Origin of the sequence: Nonomuraea sp. NPDC048881 (assembly GCF_040649795.1) — a bacterium.
Classification (GTDB): domain Bacteria; phylum Actinomycetota; class Actinomycetes; order Streptosporangiales; family Streptosporangiaceae; genus Nonomuraea.
In genome coordinates, this window is record NZ_JBEZGC010000012.1 from 229,903 (window position 1) to 254,413 (window position 24,511).

Consider the following 24,511-nt stretch of genomic DNA (forward strand, 5'->3'; position numbering starts at 1 on the left):
AGGGACGAGATGAGCAACCCATTCGACGACCGGGACGCGGCCTTCCGCGTGCTGGTGAACCACGAGGGCCGGCACTGCCTGTGGCCCGCCTTCGCCGACGTGCCCGCGGGATGGGAGGTCGCCTTCGGCCCCGCCGTCCGCGACGCCTGCACCGAGTACGTCACCGCCCACTGGACGGACCTGCGCCCGCGCGGTCTCGCCGCCCGGACGGACGCCGGATAGCCCATGACCACCACGACGATCTTCGACGACCTGCGCCTGGACCACATCGGCTTCTACGTCGGCGACCTGGACGGCGAGACCGCCCGGCTGACCGGCTCCCTGGGCCTGGCGGCCTACGCCACCGCCCAGGACGGCCGGGCCCGCGCGGCGGCCCTGGGCGCGAACCGGATCAGGTTCGTGCTCACCCAGCCGCTGGCCGCCGACCACCCCGGCGCCGGCTACCTCGACCGGCACGGCGACGGCGTGTCCGACATCGCGCTGGGCGTGCCCGACGCCGCGGCCGCCTACCACGAGGCGGTGCGGCGCGGCGCCCGTCCGGTCTCGGCCCCCGCCGGGCGCGACGGCTTCGTCACGGCCGCCGTCCACGGGTTCGGCGACGTGCTGCACACGTTCGTGCAGCGCCCGGCCGGGGCGCGGGAGCGCGCGCTGCCCGGCTTCCGCGACACCGGGCCGACCGGCCCAGGGCCGGCCGATTCCGCACTCGGGCTGCGGGAGGTGGACCACCTGGCCGTGTGCGTCCCGGCCGGGGAGCTCGACGCCACCGTCGAGTGGTACCGGCGGGTCCTCGGCTTCGACCTCACCTTCGCCGAGCGCATCGCCGTCGGCTCGCAGGCCATGACCACCAAGGTCGTCCGCAGCCGCGGCCGCGGCGAGGTGACGTTCACGCTGATCGAGCCGGACGTGACCAGGACGCCCGGCCACATCGACGAGTTCCTGCGCGACCACGGCGGCGCGGGCGTGCAGCACCTGGCGCTGGCCGCCGCCGACATCGTGACCGCGGTGGAGGGCACCGCGGCCCGCGGGGTGGAGTTCCTGACCGCCCCCGACGTCTACTACAGCCTGCTCGCCGAACGGGTCCGGCCGGTGAAGTACCGGCTGGAGGACCTGGCCCGGCTCGACATCCTCGTCGACGAGGACCACGACGGGCAGCTCTACCAGATCTTCGCCCGCTCCACCCACCCCCGCGACACCTTCTTCTTCGAACTCATCGAGCGACTGGGCGCCCGCAGCTTCGGCAGCGGCAACATCAGCGCCCTCTACCGGGCCGTGGAGCTCCAGCGCAGCGGCCGACGCGATGCCCGCACGGAGGCGGCAGCATGACCATTTCCCCGCCGGCGATCCGGTACCCCCTGTCCTACACCCAGCACTTCCTGCGCCTGTTCGACCAGGGCGACGCCCAGGGGCCCTTCAGCGCCCGCTACAACATCGTCGTCGGCTGGCGCCTGCGCGGCCGCATCGACGTCGACACCCTCCAGCTCGCCATGGACGACGTCGCCGACCGGCACGACGCGCTCAACATGACGATCACCCGGGGGGAGGGGGAGGCGTACCAGGTGCGGCAGCCGTCCGCGCCGGCCCGGCTGCTGGTGGTCGACCTGCCGGCCGCCGCCCCCGAGGAGCGCGCGCTGCGGGCCGAGGAGCTGCTGACCGAGGTCGAGGCCGGCTCCTACAGCCTCCAGGAGCTGCCGCACCTGCGCGCCATCCTCGGCCGGTTCGACGACGAGGACGCGGTGCTGGCGCTGATCGTGCACCACACCGCGGGCGACGGCTGGTCCATGCAGCTGCTCATCCGCGACATCGTCACCCGCTACGCCGAGCGCCGCGGCCACGCCGTGCCGCCGCTGCCCGAGCCCCGGCCCTACCACGAGTACGCCGGACGGCAGCAGGAGCAGGCCGGCAGCGCCGAGACCCAGGCCGCCCGCGACTTCTGGGCCGAGCGGCTGCGCGGCGCGCGCATGCTGGCCGTCCCCACCGACCACGCCAGGTCGGCCGGGCTGGCCAAGCTCTGCCCGGTCCACCGGTTCTCGCTGCCCAAGGACGTCTCCGCCCGGGTGATCAGCTACGCCAGGACGATGCGCAGCTCGCCGTTCATGGTGCTGCTGGCCGCCTACAACGTGCTGCTCAGCCGGATCACCGGGGCCACAGACCTGGTCGTCCCGGTGATCAGCTCCGGACGCGGGCAGCCGGAGTTCCAGGAGACCGTGGGGCCGTTCTTCAACTTCCTGCCGCTGCGCACCGGCCTCGACGGCTGCGCCACCTTCCGGCAGGTCGTCGAGCGCTCCCGCCGCACCTGCATGGACTCCTACGCCAACGAGATCCCGTTCCTGCAGATCGTGGCCGAGGCGCCCGAGCTGATGGCCGACGCCGCGCTGGAGAGCAAGGCGCTGTGCGCGCTCCAGGTCTGGCAGTTCGCCACCGGCCTGGACGGCGAGCGCGTCGGCGACCTGGAGATCGCCGAGGTCCGCGAACGCCTGCTGGACCAGCCCAACGGCACCGACATCCCCGACGGCGCGCTGCTCACCTTCGACATCGCCCCCTCCGGCGAGATCTTCGGCAACTTCGCCTACAACAGCAACCTGTTCACCGAGAGCACGATCGTGACGATGGTGGCCGACTTCGGCGAGATCCTGCGCGCCGGCCTGGCCGCCCCCGACTCGCCTCTGGAGTGATCGCCATGCGCGTGATGTTCACCGTCTTCCCCGCGACGGCGCACTTCCTGCCGATCGTGCCCTACGCCTGGGCGTTGCAGGCGGCCGGGCACCAGGTGGTGGTGGCGGCCCCGCCGGGCGTCGACACCGGGGTCTCGGTGCCCGACTTCCACCGGTCGGTGAACGCGGCCGGGCTGACCGCGGTCTCCTGCGGCGCGCCCGAGCCGCTGTCGGTGCACGACCGCGGCTACCCCGGGTTCGCCGGCCTGATCCCGACGATCGAGGAGTCGGAGCGCCTGGTCGCCGCGCTCGGCATCACCGAGGCGGAACGCCCGCCTTGGGACGTCTTCTACCACTTCGCCCTGCTGACCATGCGCAACTACCATCCGCCGGAGCCCCGCCAGGACGTGCGGGCCGTCGTCGAGTTCGCCCGCGAGTGGCGGCCCGACCTCGTCCTGTGGGACCCGTGGTTCCCGTGCGGCGCGGTGGCGGCCCGGGTCTGCGGCGCCGCCCACGCCCGTACGCTGCTGGCCCCCGACTACACCGCCTGGGCCGCGGACAAGTTCGCCGGCAGCGGCGAGCGGAACCCCATGACCGGGGTGATCGGCCCGCTGGCCGACAGGTACGGCGTGACCGTCGACGACAACCTGCTGCTCGGCGACTGGACGGTGGACCCGTTCCCGCCCGGGATGAGCCTGCCCACGCCCGGCGTGCGCCGCCTGCCCGTCCGGTACGTCCCCTACACCGGGGCGAGCGTCGTCCCGGAGTGGCTGCGGCGACCGCCGGAGCGGCCGCGGGTGGCGATCTCGCTGGGCGTGTCGATGCGCACGTTCTTCAAGGGCGACTGGGGGCGCACCGCCAAGCTGATGGAGGCCGTGGACGGCCTGGACGCCGAGGTCGTCGCCACCCTGGACGCCAACCAGCTGCTCGACCTGGACCGCCCGCTGCCCGCCAACGTGCGCGTGTTCGACTACGTGCCGCTCGACCAGCTCCTGCCGACCTGCTCGGCGATCATCCACCACGGCTCGATCGGCACCTTCGCGGCCGCCTCGGCCATGAACGTCCCGCAGGTCGTCTGCGACACCGACGAGCACAACCGGCTCGTCGGCACCCCCGTCGAGGGCGGCATCGACTGGCAGCTCCAGTGCCAGAAACAGCTCACCTCGACCCGAACCTCCCGGTACGTCACCACGCGCGGCGCCGGCGTGCGGATCAACCACCAGACGCAGTCCGCGGCCGAGATCCGCGACGAGGTGCTGCGCGTGCTGAAGGACCCCTCGTTCACCAAGGGCGCGGCCGCCATCCACGAGGACTGGCTGGCCACGCCGAGCCCGACCGACATCGTCGCGGAGCTGGAGCGGCTGACCGCCGCCGCCCGGTAGCCGTCGACCCCTCAGACAGGAGGCGGACCATTGCGGATCCTGGTCACCGGCGGCGCCGGTTTCATCGGCTCGGAGTTCGTCAGAGCCACGTTGCGCGACTCGCCGGGCACGCGGGTCACCGTCCTGGACAAGCTCACCTATTCCGGCAACCTGGAGAACCTCGACCCGGTGGCCGGCCACCCGGGGCTGCGCTTCGTGCAGGGCGACACCGCCGACCCGCTCGTGGCCGACGAGGTGGTGGCCGGGCAGGACGCGATCGTGCACTTCGCCGCCGAGACGCACGTCGACCGGTCGATCGTCAGCGCGACCGGCTTCGTGCGCTCCAACGTGCTGGGCACCCAGACCCTGCTGGAGGCGGCCCTGCGGCACGGCGTCGGCCGCTTCGTGCACGTCTCCACCGACGAGGTGTACGGCTCCATCGCCGAGGGCTCGTGGACCGAGGAGACGCCGCTCGCGCCGAACGTGCCGTACGCGGCCTCCAAGGCCGGCTCGGACCTGCTCGCGCTGGCCTTCCACCGCACGCTCGGCCTGGACGTCGTGATCACCCGCTGCACCAACAACTACGGCCACTACCAGTTCCCCGAGAAGGTCATCCCGCTGTTCGTCACCAACCTGCTCGAAGGCCGCCGGGTGCCCCTGTACGGCGACGGCGGCAACCGGCGCGACTGGCTGCACGTCTCCGACCACTGCCGGGCCATCCGGATGGTCCTCGACCGCGGCCGGGCCGGCGAGGTCTACCACATCGGCGGCGGCAGCGAGCTGAGCAACCTGGAGCTGACCGCCCGCCTGCTGGAGGCGTGCGGCGCGGGCTGGGACATGGTCGAGCACGTCCCCGACCGGCCGGGGCACGACCTGCGCTACTCCCTCGACATCTCCAAGATCGAGCGGGAGCTGGGCTACGCGCCGTCGGTCGACTTCGAGACCGGGCTGGCCGCGACCGTCGCCTGGTACCGGGACAACCGGTCCTGGTGGGAACCGCTCAAGCACCGCGAGCTCGCCGTGGCCGCCCACTGAAGATCATGAGGAGAAGCCATGCAGGACATTGTCCGACGTCTTGACACGTGCCGGGTCTGCGGGCGCGACGACTGGCTGGAGGTCACCTCCTTCGGGTCCGTGCCGCTGGCCAACGGCTTCCTCGACCCCGCCGACCTCCCGGCCGAGGAGCCCGCCTACCCCGTGGACGTCATCGTGTGCCGCAACTGCCGGCTGATGGCCATCCGGCACGTGATCAGGCCCGACGTGCTGTTCCGGCACTATGTGTACGTCACCTCCGAGTCCGACCAGATGACCGGCCACATGCGGCGCATCGTCGGCTGGTGCACCCGCCGGGCCGGGCTCGCGCCCGGCGAGCTGGTCGTCGAGCTGGGCAGCAACGTCGGCCTGCAGCTCGCGCTCTTCCAGGAGCAGGGGCAGCGGGTCGTCGGCGTGGACCCGGCCGAGAACCTGGCCGAGATCGCCAACGCCCGCGGCGTGCGCACGCTGCCCGAGTTCTTCGGCGCCGACCAGGGCCGCCGCATCCACGCCGAGCAGGGCGAGGCCAAGCTGGTGCTCGGCCGCCAGTGCTTCGCCCACATCGACGACGTGCACAACGTGCTGGACGGCGCCACCGCCGTGCTGGCCCCCGACGGGCTGGTCGCGATCGAGGTCCCGTACCTGCTGGACCTGCTGGAGGAGAACCAGTTCGACACGATCTACCACGAGCACCTGTCGTACTACTCGGTCACCACGCTGAGCCATCTGTTCGCGCGGCACGGCCTGCGCATCGTGGACGTCGAGCGGGCGGCCGTGCACGGCGGCTCGATCGTCGTCTTCGCCGCCAGGGAGGGCTCGGCCCACCCTGCCCGCCCCTCCGTGAACCGGCTGCTGTCGCTTGAGCGGCAGAGCGGCCTCGACTCCGACGAGGCCTACCTGGCCTTCGCCGAGCGCGCCCACCAGGTGATCAAGCAGATCGGCGACCTCGTGCGCGACCTGGCCGGGCGCGGCCTGACCGTCGCGGGGTACGGCGCGCCGTCCAAGGGCACCACCCTGCTGCAGTTCTGCGAGCTCGGCCCGGCCGAGGTGCGCTTCTGCAGCGACACCACCAGCCTCAAGCACGGCCGGCTGCTGCCCGGCACCCGCATCCCCTGCCGCTCGCCCGAGCAGGCCCGCGACCAGCAGCCCGACTACTACCTGCTGCTCGCCTGGAACTACGCCGACGAGATCATCTCCAAGGAGCAGGACTTCCTGCGCCGCGGCGGCAAGTTCATCATCCCCATCCCGCAGCCGAGGGTCGTGACGGCCGAGCCCGTCCCGGCGGTGGCCTGAAGGAGATCTGCATGGAATACGGATCCGACCACGCCGAGTACTACGACCGCGTCTTCCGCAGCCGCGGCAAGAGCTTCGAGGGCGAGGCCCGGGAGCTCGACCGGATCATCAGGGAACGGTCGCCGCACGCAGCCTCGCTGCTCGACGTCGCCTGCGGCACCGGCGCGCACCTGGAGACCTTCGCCAAGCTCTTCGACCACGTCGAGGGGGTCGAGCTGTCGCCCGACATGCGGGAGGTCGCCGGACGGCGGCTGCCCGGCGTGCCGCTGCACGCCGGCGACATGCGCACCTTCGACCTCGGACGCACCTTCGACGCCGTGACCTGCATGGGCAACGCCGTCGGCGAACTGGGCTCCTACGACGAGCTGGTGGAGGCCGTCGGCCGGATGGCGGCCCACCTGGCGCCCGGCGGCGTCCTCGTCGTCGAGCCCTGGTACTTCCCGGAGAACTTCCTCGACGGGCACGTCGGCGGCCACACGCTGGTGGAGGAGGGGCTCGTCATCTCCCGCATGACGCACTCGCGCAGGGAGGGCGGCAAGAGCCGGCTGGAGGTGCGGTTCAGGGTCGCCGACGCCTCGGGTTTCAAGGAGTTCGCCGAGGTCCTCTACTCCAGCCTGTTCACCTGCGACCAGTACCTGGAGGCGTTCGCCAAGGCGGGCTGCCGGGCCGAGTTCCGGCCCGCGTTCAAGCTGGCCGACGGCCGGCCCAACAGCCCCGGGCTGTTCGTCGGCGTGCGCGAGGAGGCCGGCGATGGCCTCCGGTGAGCCCCTCGTCGTCGGCCGGCCGAACGCGGGGGAGCGGGCGCGCCTGCTGGAACGGCTCGGCGGCGTGCTCGACCGGCTCTGGCTGACCAACAACGGCCCGCTGGTGCGCGAGTTCGAGGCGCGCCTGGCCGACCTGACCGGCGCCCGGCACGCGGTGGCGACCTGCAACGCCACCACCGGCATCCAGATCGCGGCCAGGGCCGCCGGGCTGCGGCCGGGCGACGAGGTGATCGTCCCCTCCTTCACCTGGGTGGCCACCGCCCACGCGCTGGAGTGGATCGGCATCGTCCCGGTCTTCTGCGACTCCGACGAGATCACCGGCAACGCCGACCCCGACCACGTCGAGCGCCTGATCGGCCCGCGCACCCGGGGCATCCTCGGCGTGCACGTCTTCGGCTACCCGTGCGACGTGGACGCCCTGGAGCGCCTGGCCCGCGCGCACGGGCTCGTCCTGCTGTTCGACGCGGCGCACGCGCTCGGCTGCACCTACCGGGGCAGGCCGATCGGGACGTCCGGGGACGCCGAGATCTTCAGCTTCCACGCCACCAAGTTCGTCAACAGCGTCGAGGGCGGCGCGATCGTCACCGACGACGACGACCTGGCCGCGCGGGTCAGGGAGCTGCGCAACCAGGGCATCGACGCGGCCGGGCAGATCTCCGGGGCGGGCACGGTGGCCCGGATGAGCGAGTTCCACGCGGCCATGGGGCTGACCTCGCTGGAGGCCATCGACACGATCGTCGAGGCCAACCGGCGCAACCAGCGGGTCTACGAGGAGCTGCTCGCCGGGCTGCCGGGCGTCGTGGTGCGCGGCCAGGCGCCCGGCGAACGGGCCAACTTCCAGTACCTCGTCATCGAGGTGGACGAGGCCGTCGCCGGCGTCTCGCGGGACGCCGTGCTGGCGGCGCTGCTGGTGGAGAACGTGCACGCGCGCCGCTACTTCTCCCCGATCTGCCACCAGGTCGAGCCGTACCGGTCGGACCCGGGCAGGCACTTCCCGCTGCCCCTGCCCCGCGCCGAGGGCCTGGCCGCCCGCGTCCTGTCCCTGCCGACCGGTCCCACGGTGGACGCCGGGCACATCGCCGGCATCTGCCGCGTCGTCCGGGAGACGGTCCGGGCGGCCGACCGCCGGCTGGTCGCCTGACCTGCGACGAGGGCGCCTCCTTGACGGGGCGCCCTCGTCCTGCGGTCAGGCCGTACGGCTGGGTTCCGCCTCGGGGACGGGGGTCACCCGGCGGCGGACGGCCAGGCCGAACAGGGCGACCAGCAGGCCGCACGCGCCCGCCAGCGCGAAGGGGGCCGCGGGCCGCCACAGGTCGTAGAGCCAGCCGCCGACCCCGGAGATGACGAAGATGCCGATCGCGCCGCAGAGCGTCTGGACGCCGAAGCTGGAGCCCCGGTAGCGGGCCGGCACCTGCTGGGCCAGCAGCGGGCCCGCCGTGGTGATGACGCCGATCTCGCCCAGCCCGACGGCCGCCGCCACCAGCATCATCCCCGGCCCGAGCGGATCGCTGACCAGCAGCGTCGACAGGTACGCGGCCCCGGCCAGCGCCTGGGCCAGGATCACCACGTCCTGCCGCCGCATCCGGTCGCCGAGCCAGCCGAACAGCGGCGCGCCCACCACGATCACCATGTACGCGATGCCCACGATCGCGCCGCTCTTGGCCAGGGCCTCGGTGGCGGACATGCCGCGCACGGCCTTGGCGTGGTCCACGATCCACAACGACAGGAAGCTCGCCACCAGCGCCAGGTCGGCCCTGGCCACGAAGGACGCCGCGTACGACAGCGCCACGCCGGGGTCGCGGGCCAGCCGCACGCCCTCGACGACCAGCCGGCCCAGCCCGGCCCGCTCACCGGCCTGCTGCCCGGCCGAGTGCCCGGCGGGCGGCTCGACGGACGTGGCCAGGCCGGGGGCCAGCGTGCCGCGCAGGGCCAGCGCGCCCAGCAGCACCAGCCCGGCGACCACCAGGAAGCCCACCCTGGCCGCCGTGGCCGGGGCCATGCCGCCGTCCTCCAGCATGTTCGGCAGGCGTACCAGCACCAGCACCGCGATCACCGCGCCGATGCCGCTGAACAGGCCGAGCCAGCCGTAGGCCTTGCCGCGCGCGCGGTCGCGCACGTAGTCGGCGGTGATCGCGGACATGGTGACGTTCAGGGCGGCGATCCCGAGGGCGAACACGACCCGCAGGGCGACCAGGACGGCGACGTTGCCCGCGAACGGGTAGAGCGCCGCGCCCAGGGCGCACAGCAGCAGCCCCGCCACGGCGACCGGCCGCCGGCCGATCCGGTCGGCGAGCGCGCCGTACCAGGCCAGGCTCAGGATGAGCGCCGCCTCCGCGGCGACCTGGAGGTAGCCGGTCGTGCGGCCCAGGTCGTCGCCGGACAGCCCCAGCGCGTCGGTGAGCAGGTACGGCTGGGCGGCCGGCAGGAACGTGATGACCGCCGTGCCGAGGAGCCCGAGCCCCATGCATGCCCAGAGGTTGGTCCTGCTGATCCCCGTCGCGGGGTCGAGACCTAACATGGCAGAGATCATCCCAACGTCAGCCCTAGATCGTCTAGGTTTGGCACATGATGAGTGACCGAGTCCCGCCGGGCGTCAGCGCCGCGGTGCCCAACGTGGCGCGGATGTACGACTACTACCTCGGCGGGAAGGACAACTTCGCGTCCGACCGGGCCGCCGCGGAGAAGGTGCTGTCGATCATCCCCGAGATCAGGGGCGACGCCCGCAACAGCCGGGCCTTCCTCCAGCGCGCCGTGCGCCACCTGCGGCAGGCGGGCGTCGACCAGTTCCTCGACATCGGGTCGGGGCTGCCGACCGCGGGCCACGTGCACGAGGTGATCGAGGGCGCGAAGATCGTCTACGTGGACAACGACTCGGTCGTGCTCACCCACTCCCGCGCCCTGCTCGGCCACTCGCCCGACGTCACCGTCCAGGAGGGCGATCTGCGGCGGCCGGAGGCCGTCATGGAGCGGGCGGCGGAGGTGCTGGACTTCTCCCGGCCGATCGCGCTGCTGGTGGTCTCGCTGCTGCACTTCGTCACCGACGCCGAGGACCCGGTGGGCGTCGTCCACCGTTACCGCGACCTGCTGCCCGCGGGCAGTCACATCGTGCTGACGCACGTCGCCCCCGACACCATGCCCAGCAAGGCCGACGACGTCAGCGCCGTCTACCGCAACGCGACCTCGCCGTTCACGGCCCGCAGGCGGTCGGTGTTCGCCTCCATGCTGGACGGCTTCGACCTCCTGGAGCCGGGCGTCGTCAACACCCGCGAGTGGCGTCCCGACCCCGACACCGACCCGTCCCCGATCGACGGCGACTACCACCTGTGCGCGGTGGGCCGCAAGCGGTCCTGACCCGCGCGGCTTCCCTCCGACGTGGCCCATCACCTCCGGGTGGTGGGCCACGCGTGTTTCTGCTCGCCCCACCGTTTCGAACATGTGATCTAAAACTTGTGGGCTTCCGTCGCCGGCCGTGCTTACGATCTTGGTGTTCGCCGGCCGGGCCGTCCGGCCGGCCCCACCGGACGGAGAGATGTCCTTGATGCGTGCAATGATCGCGTCAGCCGCCGCGCTGAGCCTGCTGACCCCCGTCGTCGTGGCCGGGCCCGCGCGGGCGGCCACCGTCGCGACGGTCCCGCTGGCCACCGTCGTGGACAAGGCCAGGGAGGTAGCCGGGTTCTGGCTCGCCGACGACGCCGCCAACCTGCGGGCCGCCACGCCGTACACCGTGCTGGCCGCGGCGATGGGGGCCGAGCGCCTGTCCACCGGCGTCGTCCCGGACGGGCCCGCGGTCAGCACCCCGCCGATCGGGGCCGAGAACCCGCCGCCCGGCGACGAGGTCGTGACGTCCGGCAAGGTGTTCTTCATCGGCGGCGACGGCCTGCCCCACTGGTGCACCGGCACCTCGGTGCAGTCGGCCTACCGCAACCTGGTGGCCACCGCGGGCCACTGCGTGTTCGACATCGAGGCCCCGATGGGCGCGCTCGGCAAGTGGGTCTTCGTCCCCGCCTACTCCGGCGGCGCCACCCCCTACGGCCTGTACGTCGGCAAGCAGGGCATCACCCACTACGACTTCGAGGACCTGCACGACTTCGACCGGGACTACGCCTTCGCCACCGTCCACAGCGGCGTCGTCCTGTCCGCCCCGGACACGCTGACCACCGTCGGCCGCCTCGGCGACAACGTCGGCGGCCTCGGGATCGCGGCCAACCAGCCGCTCCCGCCCGCGGCTGACGTCTTCGGCCACCCCTCCGGGCCGCACCCCGACGGCTCCGGCCCATATACGGGCCAGATCCTCGAACGCTCGACCGGGCCGACGTTCGCGGTCAAGCCCTCCGGCCTGCGCGCGGACCGGCCCGTCGGCGTGGACTCGCCGTTCACGGCCTCGCTCGGGGCGGCGTGGGTGACCGGGTACGACGCCGAGACCCGCGCCGGCTACCTGACCGGCCTGACGATCAGCGTCGCCGACACCGACGCCGACGGGCGGTACGACACCGGCATCTCCCCGTACTTCGACACCGGGCTGTTCCAGGTCTACCGGGACGCGGCAAACCGCTGGACCGGCTCCATCACGTACGTCTCCGGCTGACCCGGGACGCGCGGCTGGTGGCGGCCGGCTGGGACTATCTCGTGATCGCCGCCTGGCTGACGGTGCCGGCCGCGGTGTTCGTCCCGCTGAGTCGCGCGGGAGCGGGGCCGTCGCCCTGACGCCTCCTTGAGGCGATCAGACCTCCGGCAGGGAGGGATCGGGCTGCCAGGGGCTCGGCGCGGTGATGGACCAGCGTTCGTGGTCGCGCCAGGCGCCGTCGATGTAGAGGTAGTCGGGCGACAGCCCCTCGTAACGGAAGCCCAGCCGCCGGGCCAGGGCCAGGGACGCCTTGTTCGCCGGCTGGATGTTGGCCTCCAGGCGGTGCAGCCGCAGGTCGCCGAACGCGTGCCGCAGGGCGAGGGTGAGCCCGTCGGTCATGTAGCCGCGCCCGGCCGACGGGGCGAAGGCCGCGTAGCCGAGGGACGCCCCCTGGTAGCGGCCCCGGATGATCGAGTTGATGTTGACCGTGCCCGCCGCGGCGCCGGTCTCCCGGACGCGGATCAGGAAGCCCAGGTTGAGGCCGTCGTCGAAGCGGCGCATCCAGGTCCGGAAGTCCTCGGCGGTCGAGGGCAGCTGCATCCACGGCCGGTGCAGTTCGGCGCTGGCCCGGACGAGCGAGCAGAACTCGTCCTGGTCGGAGAGGGTGAGCGGGTGCAGCTCCACCCGTGACGGCGTTTCGGACATGGGGCAACCTTAGGGCGTGCCGCGCGAGGCGTCGCCCCCGTCAGCTCGCCGTGGTGGTCCAGGCGCGGTGGGCCGTCTCGCGGATCTCCTCGTCGGCGGTCTGCTCGACCCGGGCCATCGCCGCGCGCAGGATGGGCGGCGTCATCAGCGAGGTGACGATCGCGACCAGCACCACCAGCGTGTACGCCTCGACGCTGAGGATGCCCAGCCGCAGGCCGACCATGGCCACCACGACCTCGATCACGCCGCGCGCGTTGAGCCCGGCGCCCAGGGCCAGCGCCTCCCAGCGGTTGAGCCGGCTCAGCCGGGCGCCGGCGTACGCGCCGACGAACTTGCCGACGATCGCGACGGCCAGCACCGCGAGCCCGGCCAGCAGCACCGGCGGGCGGGTCAGCGCGGTCAGGTCCATCCGCAGCCCGGCGGTGGCGAAGAAGACGGGGGCGAAGCCGTACAGCGTCACCGTGCGCAGTGGCGCCAGCCGGGCCGGGTCCACCCGTCCCGCGCCGCCGATGAGCATGCCCATCACGAACGCGCCGAAGACCGACTCCAGGCCGAGCGCGTGCGTCCCGGCCGAGGCCAGCACGAGCAGCAGGATCGCCATGCCGACCGTCGGGCCCGCCTCGGGCGACCGGGCCGCCAGCCGCATCGCGCCGCGCACCAGCGGACGCCCGACGGTCAGGGCCACCACGACGATGGCGACCAGGTAGGCCAGCGAGGTGAGCACGGTGCCGGTGCTGACCGCGTTGACGGCCATGGCGCTGACGATCGAGAGCATGAACCAGCCGAACGCGTCGTCGATCATTCCGGCGGTGAGCGTGAGCTGGCCGATGTTGCGGTGCAGCAGCCGCATGTCCATCAGCGTCTTGGCCAGCACGGGGATCGCGCTCACGCACATCGCCACGCCCATGAACAGCGCGAACACCGTCGCGTCGGTGCCGTCGGGGACGATCATCCGGGGCAGCAGGAACCCGGTGGCGATGCCGAGCCCGAGCGGGATGACCAGGCCGCCCACGCTGATCCCGGCCGCGGTGGCCGCCCGCCGGCGCACCAGGTTCAGGTCCATGTGGATGCCGGTCAGCCCGACCAGCAGCAGCACGCCGACCTGCCCGACGGCGTCCAGCAGGTGGAACTGGCCGGGGTCGGCGGGGAAGAGCCAGCGCTGGAGGTCCGGCGCGACGTGCGCCAGGATCGACGGCCCGAGCACGACCCCGGCGAACAGCTCGCCCACCACGGCGGGCAGCCGGAACCGGGCCGCCAGCGCCCCGAGCCCCAGGGCCAGGCCGAGCAGCACTCCGATCTGCAACAGGAACACGAGCATGCCGTGCGCGCCGATGGGGGCGATGGGCGTCTGCATGAATACCCCTGGAGGTCGATCCTGGTTTCCGAACCCGGATATTCAGCAAAGAACGCCCGGCGCGGACGCCGCAACGGACCCGTTCGCATGCGGCAATCTGCGAGAAGGCAGCCCACGAAGATCCGCAATCACGGAGAAACCGGCGGAGCTCAGCCGGTGGCGCGCGGGCCGAGCAGCACCGGCAGGGCGCGCACGCCGTTGTCCAGCAGCGAGGTGAGCCGGGGCAGGTCGTCGAGCGGCCCGGCGGCCCGCATCTCGGGGAACGTCGCGAACAGGGCCGGCAGCGCCACCTCGGCCTGCAACCGGGCCAGCGGCGCGCCCAGGCAGAAGTGCGGCCCGTGCCCGAACGCCAGATGCGGCACGGCCGGCCTGGTCACGTCGAAGTCGGCGGCGTTCGCGCCGAACCGCTCGGGGTCGCGTCCGGCGGCGGAGAAGCAGGCCAGCACCGCCTCGCCGGCCCGCAGCCGGACGCCCTCGATCTCCACGTCCTCCATGGCGTAGCGCATCGGGAAGTAGGCGTTGGGCGACTCCCAGCGCAGCGCCTCCTCCACCGCCGCGCTCCACGGCACGGCCCCCGAACGCAGCAGTTCGAGCTGCTCCGGACGGCCCAGCAGGGCGCGCACGGCGTGCGCGATGAGGTTGATCGTCGTGACGTGGCCGGCGATCAGCAGCACCTGCACGGTGTCGCGCAGCTCGGCGTCGTCCAGCCGGCCCTGGGCGTGCAGCGCGATCAGCTCGCTCGTCAGGTCCTCGCCGGGCGTGCCGCGCCGCACCTCGATGATCTCCCCGACCAGCTCGAACAGCGCCCTGCGACCCTCCGGGCTGTCCGGCGGGCTCTGGTCGAGCTGCACCACCTCGTCGGTGAGCGCGCGCAGGCGCTCGCGGTGGGAGTCGGGCACGCCCAGCATCTCGACGATGACGCGCAACGGCAGCGGGTAGGCGTACTCGGCGCGCAGGTCCACCGGCTCGCCCGGCGGCCTGGCCGCCAGGTCCTCCAGCAGGTCGCCGACGATGGAGGTGATCCACGGCTCCATCCGCTGCACCTGGCGCGCGCTGAACAGCTTGACCAGCGGGCCGCGCAGCCGCCGGTGCTCCTCGCCGTCGGCGTTGAGCATGGACGCGTCGGTGACGAGCCGCATCAGCGACGTGCCCTGGGGGGCCGCGGCGCGGGCCTTCGGGTCCCAGTACCGGATGTCGCGCGTCATCGCCGGGTGCGACAGCACCGCCTCCAGCGTCGCGTGGCTGGTGGCGGCCCAGGCCAGCACCCCCTCCACCCGTACCGGGACGAGCGGGCCGGCCCGGCGCAGCCGCTCGTCGCTGTCGTGCAGGTCGAGGGTGGCCGGGTCGAGGACGAACTCGGGTTCCATGGTCATCCTGTCTGTCTGGTGCGGTCGGGCGGTCATCGGCTCGACGTCGCCCCGCTGTAGCGGCGGGGGAGGACCATGACCGGGTTGTCGTCGAGGATCACGTCCGGCGGCCCGAAGCGTTCGGCCACCCGGCGGATCTCGGGGTCGTCGAGCAGCAGCAGCCGGCCGTCGAGGACGAGCGGCTCGTCGTCTGCGTACAGGGTGGGCCGGTCGACCTGGCAGTCGCAGTGGGCGAAGCCGGGCGCGGTGGTGACGGCCACGCCGTCGGTGAGCGCGTCGAGCCCGCAGTAGAACGCGCCGGCGTGCTTCTCCCGCTCGAACTGGCTGCCGCCGGCCACCCGCACCTTCGGGTTCAGCCCGATCAGGGCGTGCCGCAGGTAGAAGCCGCCGGGGGAGAAGCGGCGCAGCCGGTCGGCGGCCGTCCCGCCCTCGATCTTCTGCACGACGTTGCCGGCCAGGTGGACGCTCAGCGGCTCCTCGGGCACGCCGGTCACCGTGCAGTCCTCGACGACGAGCACGCCCTCGGTGTCGGCGGGCCAGAAGTTGACGCCGCCGTACGGGAAGGGCCGCCACTGGCCGGGGCCCGGCGGCTCGGCGTCCGGCATGAGGGTCAGCCCGGACAGCGTCAGGTCCGTGCCGGCCGTGGAGGTGACCCGGATCCTGGTGGTCGCGGCCAGCTTCTCCAGCGTGCGGTGCGCCAGGGCGTAGAAGACCTCGTTGGGCAGGCGCGCGCCGGTGAGCAGCGCGCCCGCCGTGGCGCTCATGTGCAGGGACGCGAACCGCACCGGCAGCGCCGCGATCTCGTCGAAGAACAGCGGCGCGGTGTGCACCTCGCCCCACCAGGTGCAGGCGATGACGACGTCGGACGCCCCGACCGCCGCCCGCTCGACGTGGTGCCCGGCCCCGCTGTCCCAGCCGCCCGGGCTGAACGGCGCCACCGACAGGATGTGCACGTCGGCGTCCCGGTAGGCCGCCGCGGCCGCGATGGCCTGGACGACCACCGGGTCGACGGTGTGCTCGGCCAGCACCAGCACCCGCTCGCCCGGCGCCACCCGCAGGTAGTGCACCAGGTTGCGGGCGCCGGGCATGAGCTCGACGATCGAGTACGGCGCGGCCGTCGGCTCGGCCGCGTAGCCGACGGGCGCCGTGGCGTACGGATTCGTGGTCATCGTTGTCTCCCCCGGTGCCGGTCGTACCCGCTGCCGTGCCAACCCGCGGCAACGCCACGCCTCGATCACGGAAAGGATGCGGCGTCGGCGCGGGCGGCACGAGTCCGGGTGCGGTGTCAGCGCGAGCGTCGCCGCGACCCGGCCGACAGCTCGATCGGGTCGAAGCCGAACGCGTCCGCCGGGTCGTGGCCCAGGTACAGGTCACGGACCAGCTCCCCGGCCGCCGGGGCGTTGCACAGCCCGTGGCCGGAGAACCCGGTGGCGTACAGGAACGCCGGCGATCCGGGCAGCCGGCCGATGAAGGCCGACCGGTCGGGGCTGGCGTCCCTGGGGCCGCGCACCGCCGTCTCCAGCCCGGACAGGTCCAGGTCCGGGTACGTGGTGGCGAGCTGGGCCCTGGCCTTGACGAACCAGGCGTCCCGGTCGGTGCCGGGGTTGCCCATGCCGATCAGGATGCGGTCGCCGCGCCGGCGGATCAGCAGCCCGCTGGCGGCGTGCAGGGTGACCGGCATGTCCGGCACGTCGGGCAGCGGGCCGGTGGTGAGCAGTTCCTGCACCGCCGGCCCGGTCAGCGGCAGGTCCACGCCCGCCGCCGAGGCGATCCAGCCCGACCAGGCGCCGGCCGCGCACACGATCGCCTGCGCGGTGAGCGTGCCGTCCGCGGTCTCGACCCGTCCGGCGGCCGGATCGACGGCGGTGACCGGGCAGCCGGTGCGCAGCGAGGCCCCCGCCCGCGCCGCGCCCTCCGCGTACGCCTCCACGATGGCGGCCGTGTCGCTCACGAACGCCTGCGGCGACCACGCGGCCGCCAGCAGCGACGGCTCCTCGACCAGCGGGTTGAGCCGCCGGGCCTCCTCCGCGCCGATCAGCGACACGTCCACGCCCGCGGCACGCTGCGCCGGCAGCTCGGCCTCGAACCTGTTCACCTGCTCCCGTTCGGTGAACAGCACGAGGTAGCCCACCTGCCGCATCGGCAGCTCGGCGCCGGGCCAGCGCGGGAACGACTGGTAGGCCGACAGGCTGCGCACCGCCATGGCGGAGCTGACCGGGTCGCCGGAGAAGTAGGCGCGCAGCACGTCCGCGGTGGCCCGCGAGGCGCCGGAGGCCAGGTCGTCGCGTTCCAGGACGACGGTCTCGACCCCTGCCTCGGCCAGGTGGGCCGCGATCGACAGGCCGATCACGCCGCCGCCGATGACCACCACCTCGGCCCGGTCGGCCTGGCTCATGCCGGGGCCACCGTCCCGCCCTGGAAGGGAGCCAGCATCGAGCCGGAGATCGGGGCCACCGAGCCGTCCGCGCGCAGGTGCTCGTCGACCTGCCACGGGAAGAGCTGGAGGTTCCAGGCGCCCAGGCAGTTGACGTACAGGGCCATGTGGCTCATGAGCGCGACGAAGTCCTCGCGGTCCTGGAGCTGGTCGGCGACCTCCAGCGCGCGCTCGGTGAACTGGTGCAGCTTGTTCAGCCCGCAGTAGCCGAGGAACTCGGCCGGGGTGGCGGCCATGATGCGCGCCATCTGCTGCAGGAACTCCAGCGGGAGCTGCTGCTGCTGGGCGGCCCTGACCAGGCCGGAGTAGCAGCAGTAGCCGAGCGGGCGGGTCTCGCCGTTGACGAACAGCATCGTGGTCAGCGTGGTGCCGAAGCTGCCCGCGCCCGAGGCGATGCGGCCCTCGTGCAGGTCGACCAGCTCCTGGGGCGGGTCGAGCCAGATGCGCTCGATCTCGTCGTGCAGCTCGGCGAGAAGCTGCTCGGCCTCGGTGTGCCGGGCCGTCGGACGGCGCAGCTGGTGGCCGCCGCCGTCGCCGGCCCTGCGCACCTCGACGATCACGGGGTCGCCGCCGGAGTACACCGACTGCCACACCGCCTTCCCGGCCTCGGCGAGCGCGTCGAGGTCCTCCTCGCGGACGGTGCCGATGGGCGTGGCGGGCATGGGCTCGCTCAGCGGGCCGTACTTGATGCCGAGGTGCTGGAGACGGGAGCAGAACACCGATCCGTCGGGCGCGATCCGCCGGTCGATCTTGTGGACGCCCGGGACGTGCAGCAACTCGGGCATCGGGGCCAGATGGTAGAGGTGGTGGCCCGCCACGAGGGCGTGGCCTTGCAGGCTGCGGTAGGGCAGGGTGCGCCACAACGCGTCGGCGAGGTCGCGGTTGCGTCCGTCAAGGTCTGCTGTGACCGATACGCCGATGGTGGGCCAGAGAATTTCGATCTGCCGCTCAGTGGCCGATTTGTTCATAACGCGGACAGTAACACAGCCGTTACGATCCGTAATTGAGGGGGTCGGGCGGCGGCCGGAAGGGGAATTGTCCGTAAAGAGGGCGCCTTGGGCGGTCGTCGCGCGCGCCGGCGGAGGAGGTTTGGCGCCCCAGTCGTTGCCGACTGGGGCGATGCCCACATTAGGGCGTTTTGTCTGGTTTGTATAGGTTCTTTTACGCGAACGTGCGGGCCGCGCCTGCACGCGACCCGCACGGAGATCGGCTCACCCGCGGTCAGCGGCCGATCAGAAGACGTTCACCCCGTAGGCGCTCAGCGCCTCGGTGACCGGCTGGAAGAACGTCGTCCCGCCGCTGGAGCAGTTGCCGCTGCCGCCGGAGGTCAGGCCGAGCGCGACGCCGCCGGAGAACAGCGCGCCGCCGCTGTCGCCGCCCTCGGCGCAGACGTTGGTCTTGATCATCTGGCGTACGGTGCCCTCGGCGTAGTTCACGGTGGCGTTGAGCGCCGTCACCGAGCCGCTGTGCACGTGCGTCGTGCTGCCGCTGCGCTGCACGGACTGGCCGACGTAGGCGTTGCCCGCGCTGGTGATGTCACGCGAGCCGCTGTAGAGGTCCACGCCGCCCGGGTGGGCGATGCTGGTGTTGGTGTACTTGACGATGGCGTAGTCGTTGCCCGGGAAGCTGGATCCCGTCGTGTTGCCCAGGGTCGTGGTCTTCGCGGAGTTGGCGTACCACGTGGAGGCGATGTTGCCGCAGTGGCCGGCGGTCAGGAAGTAGTAGGTCGAACCGCTGACCACGTTGAAGCCCAGCGAGCAGCGGTACTGGCCGCCGTAGATCGCGTCGCCGCCCTGGATGAAGAGGCTGAACCTGCCGGGCTCGTTCTCGACGCGCACCGCGGGCGTGGCCGCCTCGGCGCTCTGGCCCTGCGCGGCGGCCGCCTGCGTGTTGGCCTGCTGGACCGCGATCTGGACCTTGGTGCGCGCGCTGCTCGCGACGGTGCTGTCCACCCAGACGACGACCTGGTTGGAGGCCGGGTCGACGGCCCACGCGGTGCCGGGGACGGCGGCCGTGCGGTCGAGGAGGGACATGATGGCCTCAAGCGCGGGGCCGCTGCGGGACACGACACGCGGCACGGCGCCCGAGGCGGTGATGGCCTCGGCGTCGGCCGGATCGGTGGTGGTGACCACCATCTTGCCCTGTGCCTGGTCGAAGTAGGAGCCGGCGGTGCGGGCGCCGAGCTGCCCCTCCAGCCTGGCCGCGGCGGCGGCCGGGTCGGCGGCGGGCTGGGCCGGCGCGGGCGATGCCTGGGCGGGTACGCCCGTGACCGCGCCGGTGAGGAGTCCGGCGGTGGCGACGATCAGTGCGGCGCGCCGGATCCGTAAGCCATGGATGCTCACTGGAGCCTCCTGAGGGTGGGGTGACTTGCCCGCAAATATGAACAAAATCCCCAAGGAGGGCAAGGGGCTGTCATACTGATTTTTTGACCGGGAGTAATAGATCAAGGAAGGGGTGTGGCCACCTCAGGCGCGCTGCTGACCTGGCGTTATGTTCCGGCAAATGAGATCGCATCGGCCCGAGCAGGACTCATGAAAAGTTCGACCCGGCATTTTCGGCGATGTCAAGAAAGTTGTTTGTGCCGTGCAGGAACGTCGCGGCGAAGACGTCCCGGCCCAGCACGGCGACGGCGGACGCGGTGATCCGCTCCACGTCGCCGCGTTCGGCGGCCGGCAGCGGGGTGCCCATGCTGCCGCGCAACCCGTCGGCCGCGCCGAGCAGCAGCGCGGCCCGTTCCGCCGCTCCGGCCAGCGCCGCCGCTCCGGCCAGACCCTCCAGGGAGAGCGCCAGGGTCCGGGGCTCTCCGGTCGAGCGGGCGATCTCCAGGCCGCGCCGGTGGCTCGCGGCGGCCGACTCGTGATCGCCGCGCAGCTCGGCCACGAACCCCAGCTCGGCATGGACCAGGTGTGCGCCCGCGGGTGAGGAGGGATAGACGTCGCGCAGGCGGGCCAGGAAGGACTCGGCGGCGTCGAGATCCCCGGACCGCCGGGCGCCGAGAGCCAGGCCCATCACCGCGTGCACCTCGCCGTAGAGGTGGCCCTGCCGCGCGGCCAGGTCTCGCGCGCGCTCGTGCAGGTCGCGGGCGCGGTCCCAGTCGCCGGCCAGCAGTGCCAGGCGGCCGAGCCCGGAGTGGCGGACCGACAGCTCGCCCGCCAGGCCCAGCTCCTCGGCGATGCGCAGCCCCTCCTCCTGGAGCCGGGCCGCCTCGGCGTGATCGCCCTTGATCTCGGCGACGGACGACAGCGGCGGCACGGTCTGCAGCTCGCCCCAGCGGTCGCCGAGCTCGCGGAACAGCTCCGCGCCGCGGCGGGCGTCCCGGTCGGCTCCGGCCAGGTCGTCGCGGAGCATCGCGTGCGTGGCGCGCAGGGCCAGCGTGGCGGCGGTGGTCCACCGGTCGCCGGACGCGGCGGCCACGTCGAGCGCGCCCGTGCCGAGGTCGCCGGCGCTGAACAGGGCGTAGGCGTACAGCCAGGCCAGATGTCCCGGCACGGCCGCGCCGTCCGGGGCGGGAACGTCGCAGGACGCCGGGCCGGGGCGCTCCCCGGTCAGCAGCCGGAACGCCGCGTGGGCCACCTGCGCGCCGGCCGACTCGGGGTCCGCCGCGGAGGCCGCCTCGGTGGACATGGCGCACACCCGCGCCAGGCTGCGGCGGCCCTCGTGCAGCCGGCCGCGCAGCAGCCACCACCACGACAGGGCGGCGGCCAGGCGCCCGGCCAGGACGGCGTCGCCGGTCCCGACCGCCTCCTCCAGCGCCGCGCGCAGGTTGGCGGCCTCGGCGTCGAGCCGGGCCAGCCACTCCCGCTGGCCGGGGCCGCGCAGCTCGGGCTCGGCGCGCTCGGCCAGGTCCGTGTAGTAGCGCAGGTGCCGGCCGCGCGCCTCGCCGAGGTCGTCGGCCTCGCCCAGACGTTCGGCGGCGTACGCGGCGACCGACTCCAGCAACCCGTACCGGGGGCCCGCGGGGCCGTCGGTCATCACGGCGAGCGAGCGGTCGACCAGCCTGGTCACCAGGTCGAGGACCTCCTCGGCGGCCACGCCGTCACCCGGGCACACCGCCTCGGCGGCCTCCAGCGTGCAGCCGTCGCGGTGGACGGCCAGGCGGCGCAGCACGACGCGTTCGGGCGTGCTGAGCAGCTCCCAGCTCCAGTCGATCACCGCGCGCAGCGTCCGCTGCCGCTCCGGCGCGCCGCGGCGTCCGCGGGTGAGCAGCGCGAACCTGTCCTCCAGCCGCACCGCCAGCTCCCGTACGCCGAGCCCGCGGACCCGGGTCGCGGCCAGTTCGAGCGCGAGCGGCAGGCCGTCGAGGCGGCGGCAGAGCTCGGCCACCAGCTCGCGGGTCTCGTCGTCGGGGGAGAAGCCGGGCGCGGACGCGGCGGCGCGCTCGACGAACAGCCGGACCGCGTCGGCCGGCCGCAGCGGCTCGACCAGGAACACCCGCTCACCGGCCAGGTCGAGCGGCTCGCGGCCGGTGGCCAGGATCCGCAGCCCGGGCGCGGCGGCCAGCAGCCCGGCGGCCAGGCCGGCGGCGGCCTCGACGACGTGCTCGCAGTTGTCCAGCACCAGCAGGATCTCGCGCTCCCGCAGGGCGGCGGCCAGCCGCGCCCCGGGCGTCCCGGCCGCCGGGCCCGCGCCGAACGCGGGGGCGTCGTCGCGGACGTCGAGGACGGCGGCGACGTGCTGCGCCAGATCGCCGGCATCGCCGCGCCACCCGGCCAGCTCCACCAGCCACACCCCGTCGCCGAACCCCTGGGACCCGTGGGCGGCCCGGCGGGCGGCCTCCAGCGCCAGGCGCGTCTTGCCGACCCCGCCGGGACCGGTCAGCGTCACCAGCCGGACGTCCCCGAGCAGCCGGCCCACCTCGGCGACCGCCGCGTCCCGCCCGACGAGGTCGCCGAGCGGCGCGGGCAGGTTCGTCCGCGCCTCCCGGCCGGGCTCCGCGACGCCGCCCGCGACCGGGCGAACGGGTCCCCCGGCGCTCGCGGTGGGCAGGAGGGCGGGATCCTGGCGGAGGATGGCCTCGAACAGGGCGGTCAGGGCGGGGGACGGGTCGACGCCCAGCTCGTCGGCGAGCCGGTCGCGCAGGTCGCCGTAGGAGGCGATGGCCTCGCTCTGGCGCCCCGCCACGTACAGGGCGCGGAGCTGGACGGCGCGCAGCCGCTCCCGCAGCGGATGACGGGCCACCAGCCCCGCCAGCTCGCCGGCCAGCAGCAGGTGGTCGCCCGCCGCCAGCCGCGCCTCCGCCTGCTCCTCCAGCACGGACAGGCGCTCCTCCGCCAGCCGCCGCGCCGCGATCCGCGCGAACTCCTCGTCGGCGACGTCCGCGAACGCGGGTCCGCGCCACAGCCCGAGCGCCTCGGTCAGCAGCGCGGCGCGCTCGCGCGGGTCGCCGGCCGGGCGGGCCAGGGTGACCAGGGACCGGAAGCGCGCCGCGTCCACCTCGTCGGACGCCTCCAGCCGCAGCCGGTACCCGGCCGCCTGGTACGGCACCCGGTCGCGCCCCAGAGCCGCGCGCAGCCGCGACACCTTGGCCTGCAACGCGTTGCCGGCCCGCCCCGGCGGCTCGTCGCCCCACAGGTCGTCGATGAGCCGGTCGGCCGGCACCGGCCGCCCCTCGTGGACGAGCAGGTCGGCGAGCAGGGCCCGGACCTTGCTCTCGACGATCTTGACGGGCCGCCCCTCGTCGTCCCACACGGCGAGCGGGCCGAGCACTGCGAACCGCATGGGAGAACCGTACACACGCGCCGGAGGAGGACCGTCAGCAGATCGTCAGGATCCCCGCAGCGCCCGGGTGCAGAGTTCGGTCACGGATCACGGCGATCCGCCTCGCACAGATCGGAAGCACTGACATGTCCGGCACGTCGCCCCTGTTCCAGCCCACGACGCTCGGCTCGCTGAGCCTGCCCAACCGCCTGGTGATGGCGCCGATGACGCGCAACCGCGCCGCCGCCGACGGCACGCCCACCGACCTCATGGCCGAGTACTACGCCCAGCGGTCGGCCGCCGGGCTGATCATCGCCGAGGCCACCACGCCCAACGCCGTCGGCCAGACCTATCCGAACATCCCCGCCCTGCACCTGCCCAGGCACGTGGCCGGCTGGCGGCGGGTCACCGAGGCGGTCGCCGAGGCCGGCGGCCGGATGTTCGTGCAGCTGCAGCACGGCGGCCGGATCGGCCACCCCGCCAACAGCGGCCTGCGGCCCGTCGCGCCGTCCCCGGTGGCCTTCCCCGAGCCGGTCGCCACCCCGGACGGGAACCGCCCGGCCGTCGTGCCGAGGACGATGAGCCTGGAGGAGATCGAGTCCACCGTGGCCGACTTCGCCGCCGCCGCCCGCCGGGCCGTGGACGCCGGCTTCGCCGGGGTGGAGGTGCACGGCGCCAACGGCTACCTCATCCACCAGTTCCTGGCCGACGGCACCAACCACCGCACCGACGCCTACGGCGGCCCGGCGCATGCGCTTCGCCGTCGAGGTGGTGCGCGCGGTCGCCGCCGCCGTCGGGCCGGAACGGGTCGGGCTGCGGCTGTCGCCCGGGTTCCCCGGGCAGGGGATGAGCGAGAGCGACACCGACGTGCTCTACCCGGCGCTCGTCGAGGAGCTGTCCGGCCTCGGGCTGGCCTACCTGCACCTGGTGTGGGCCAAGCCGGACCAGCCGCTCTACCGGCGGCTGCGCGCCGCCTGGCCGGGCGCGCTGATCGCCAACCCGGCCCAGCCCTGGCCGGGCCCGCTGCCCGCCGACGGCGGCCGGCGCGAGGCGGAACGGCTGCTCGACGCGGGCGCCGACCTGGTGTCGCTCGGACGGGCCTTCCTGGCCAACCCCGACCTGCCCGAGAGGCTGGCCGCCGGGGCCCCGCTCAACCCCGTCCGCATCGAGCACTGGTACGGCGGCGACCACACCGGCTACACCGACTACCCGACCCTGCGCCAGCCTGTGCCGGCCTGAGACCACCTGCTCCCACCGGCGGCGTGGCCGCGGCTCCCGGCCGCGGCCAC

Annotated in this window: 19 protein-coding genes and 1 pseudogene; 11 read left to right on the forward strand and 9 right to left on the reverse strand. The window is 73.6% G+C overall.

Annotated elements, in window-relative coordinates:
• Positions 1–9 precede the first annotated feature (9 nt).
• The 8 genes from AB0C33_RS35760 to AB0C33_RS35795 are packed head-to-tail and all read left to right on the forward strand — an operon-like array spanning position 10 to position 8,242.
• Positions 10–222 (forward strand): MbtH family protein, encoded by a 213-nt coding sequence (locus AB0C33_RS35760; RefSeq protein ID WP_352359912.1) that lies wholly within the window; start codon positions 10–12, stop codon positions 220–222.
• A 3-nt stretch (positions 223–225) separates the two neighbouring features.
• Positions 226–1,323, forward strand: coding sequence for a 4-hydroxyphenylpyruvate dioxygenase (gene hppD / locus AB0C33_RS35765; RefSeq protein WP_358295593.1), 1,098 nt, complete (start codon positions 226–228; stop codon positions 1,321–1,323).
• Positions 1,320–2,672 carry a condensation domain-containing protein gene (locus tag AB0C33_RS35770; protein ID WP_358295596.1) on the forward strand — a complete coding sequence of 451 codons (1,353 nt, stop codon included), beginning with the start codon at positions 1,320–1,322 and terminating at the stop codon, positions 2,670–2,672. The genes hppD and AB0C33_RS35770 overlap by 4 nt, the downstream gene beginning before the upstream one ends.
• 5 nt (positions 2,673–2,677) lie before the next feature.
• Positions 2,678–4,033, forward strand: a complete 1,356-nt coding sequence (locus AB0C33_RS35775; RefSeq protein ID WP_358295599.1) for a nucleotide disphospho-sugar-binding domain-containing protein — start codon at positions 2,678–2,680, stop codon at positions 4,031–4,033.
• Positions 4,034–4,063: 30 nt separating this feature from the next.
• A complete protein-coding gene (gene rfbB, locus AB0C33_RS35780; RefSeq protein WP_352327799.1) occupies positions 4,064–5,047 on the forward strand; it encodes a dTDP-glucose 4,6-dehydratase in 984 nt (327 codons plus the stop codon).
• An 18-nt stretch (positions 5,048–5,065) separates the two neighbouring features.
• Positions 5,066–6,337 (forward strand): class I SAM-dependent methyltransferase, encoded by a 1,272-nt coding sequence (locus AB0C33_RS35785; RefSeq protein ID WP_358295601.1) that lies wholly within the window; start codon positions 5,066–5,068, stop codon positions 6,335–6,337.
• An 11-nt stretch (positions 6,338–6,348) separates the two neighbouring features.
• Entirely contained in the window at positions 6,349–7,101 is a 753-nt protein-coding gene (locus tag AB0C33_RS35790; protein WP_352359922.1) for a class I SAM-dependent methyltransferase, read from the forward strand.
• On the forward strand, positions 7,088–8,242 hold the full coding sequence (locus AB0C33_RS35795; protein ID WP_358295605.1) for an aminotransferase class I/II-fold pyridoxal phosphate-dependent enzyme: 1,155 nt from the start codon (positions 7,088–7,090) through the stop codon (positions 8,240–8,242). The genes AB0C33_RS35790 and AB0C33_RS35795 overlap by 14 nt, the downstream gene beginning before the upstream one ends.
• A gap of 45 nt (positions 8,243–8,287) precedes the next feature.
• Here AB0C33_RS35795 and AB0C33_RS35800 read toward each other — a convergent pair whose 3' ends face one another.
• On the reverse strand, positions 8,288–9,565 hold the full coding sequence (locus tag AB0C33_RS35800) for an MFS transporter (RefSeq protein WP_358295608.1): 1,278 nt from the start codon (positions 9,563–9,565) through the stop codon (positions 8,288–8,290).
• Positions 9,566–9,666: 101 nt separating this feature from the next.
• Between AB0C33_RS35800 and AB0C33_RS35805 the strand changes: the two genes are divergently transcribed.
• On the forward strand, positions 9,667–10,452 hold the full coding sequence (locus AB0C33_RS35805; RefSeq protein WP_358295611.1) for an SAM-dependent methyltransferase: 786 nt from the start codon (positions 9,667–9,669) through the stop codon (positions 10,450–10,452).
• Between the two features lie 196 nt (positions 10,453–10,648).
• Positions 10,649–11,686 (forward strand): hypothetical protein, encoded by a 1,038-nt coding sequence (locus tag AB0C33_RS35810; protein ID WP_358295614.1) that lies wholly within the window; start codon positions 10,649–10,651, stop codon positions 11,684–11,686.
• A gap of 135 nt (positions 11,687–11,821) precedes the next feature.
• Here the strand turns inward: AB0C33_RS35810 and AB0C33_RS35815 are convergent, their stop codons facing one another.
• The 8 genes from AB0C33_RS35815 to AB0C33_RS35850 all read right to left on the reverse strand — a co-directional run bounded on the left by AB0C33_RS35815 (position 11,822) and on the right by AB0C33_RS35850 (position 23,243).
• Positions 11,822–12,370, reverse strand: coding sequence for a GNAT family N-acetyltransferase (locus tag AB0C33_RS35815; RefSeq protein WP_358295618.1), 549 nt, complete (start codon positions 12,368–12,370; stop codon positions 11,822–11,824).
• A 40-nt stretch (positions 12,371–12,410) separates the two neighbouring features.
• The gene (locus tag AB0C33_RS35820) at positions 12,411–13,724 is read right to left on the reverse strand and encodes a cation:proton antiporter (RefSeq protein WP_358295621.1); all 1,314 of its coding nucleotides are present in this window, start codon (positions 13,722–13,724) and stop codon (positions 12,411–12,413) included.
• Positions 13,725–13,873: 149 nt separating this feature from the next.
• Entirely contained in the window at positions 13,874–15,091 is a 1,218-nt protein-coding gene (locus AB0C33_RS35825) for a cytochrome P450 (RefSeq protein WP_358295624.1), read from the reverse strand.
• 32 nt (positions 15,092–15,123) lie between these two features.
• Positions 15,124–16,260, reverse strand: a complete 1,137-nt coding sequence (locus tag AB0C33_RS35830; RefSeq protein WP_358295627.1) for a hypothetical protein — start codon at positions 16,258–16,260, stop codon at positions 15,124–15,126.
• A 116-nt stretch (positions 16,261–16,376) separates the two neighbouring features.
• The gene (locus tag AB0C33_RS35835; protein WP_358295630.1) at positions 16,377–17,486 is read right to left on the reverse strand and encodes an FAD-dependent oxidoreductase; all 1,110 of its coding nucleotides are present in this window, start codon (positions 17,484–17,486) and stop codon (positions 16,377–16,379) included.
• The gene (locus AB0C33_RS35840) at positions 17,483–18,493 is read right to left on the reverse strand and encodes a hypothetical protein (RefSeq protein ID WP_358295633.1); all 1,011 of its coding nucleotides are present in this window, start codon (positions 18,491–18,493) and stop codon (positions 17,483–17,485) included. The genes AB0C33_RS35835 and AB0C33_RS35840 overlap by 4 nt, the downstream gene beginning before the upstream one ends.
• Before the next feature lie 264 nt (positions 18,494–18,757).
• Positions 18,758–19,867 (reverse strand): S1 family peptidase, encoded by a 1,110-nt coding sequence (locus AB0C33_RS35845; RefSeq protein ID WP_358295636.1) that lies wholly within the window; start codon positions 19,865–19,867, stop codon positions 18,758–18,760.
• Positions 19,868–20,054: 187 nt separating this feature from the next.
• Positions 20,055–23,243: a BTAD domain-containing putative transcriptional regulator gene (locus tag AB0C33_RS35850; protein WP_358295639.1), complete on the reverse strand. Its 3,189-nt coding sequence runs from the start codon at positions 23,241–23,243 to the stop codon at positions 20,055–20,057.
• A gap of 203 nt (positions 23,244–23,446) precedes the next feature.
• On the opposite strand from AB0C33_RS35850, the pseudogene AB0C33_RS35855 reads away from it, so the two are divergent.
• A pseudogene (locus tag AB0C33_RS35855) lies at positions 23,447–24,461 on the forward strand (alkene reductase).
• The last annotated feature ends 50 nt before the right edge of the window (positions 24,462–24,511 follow it).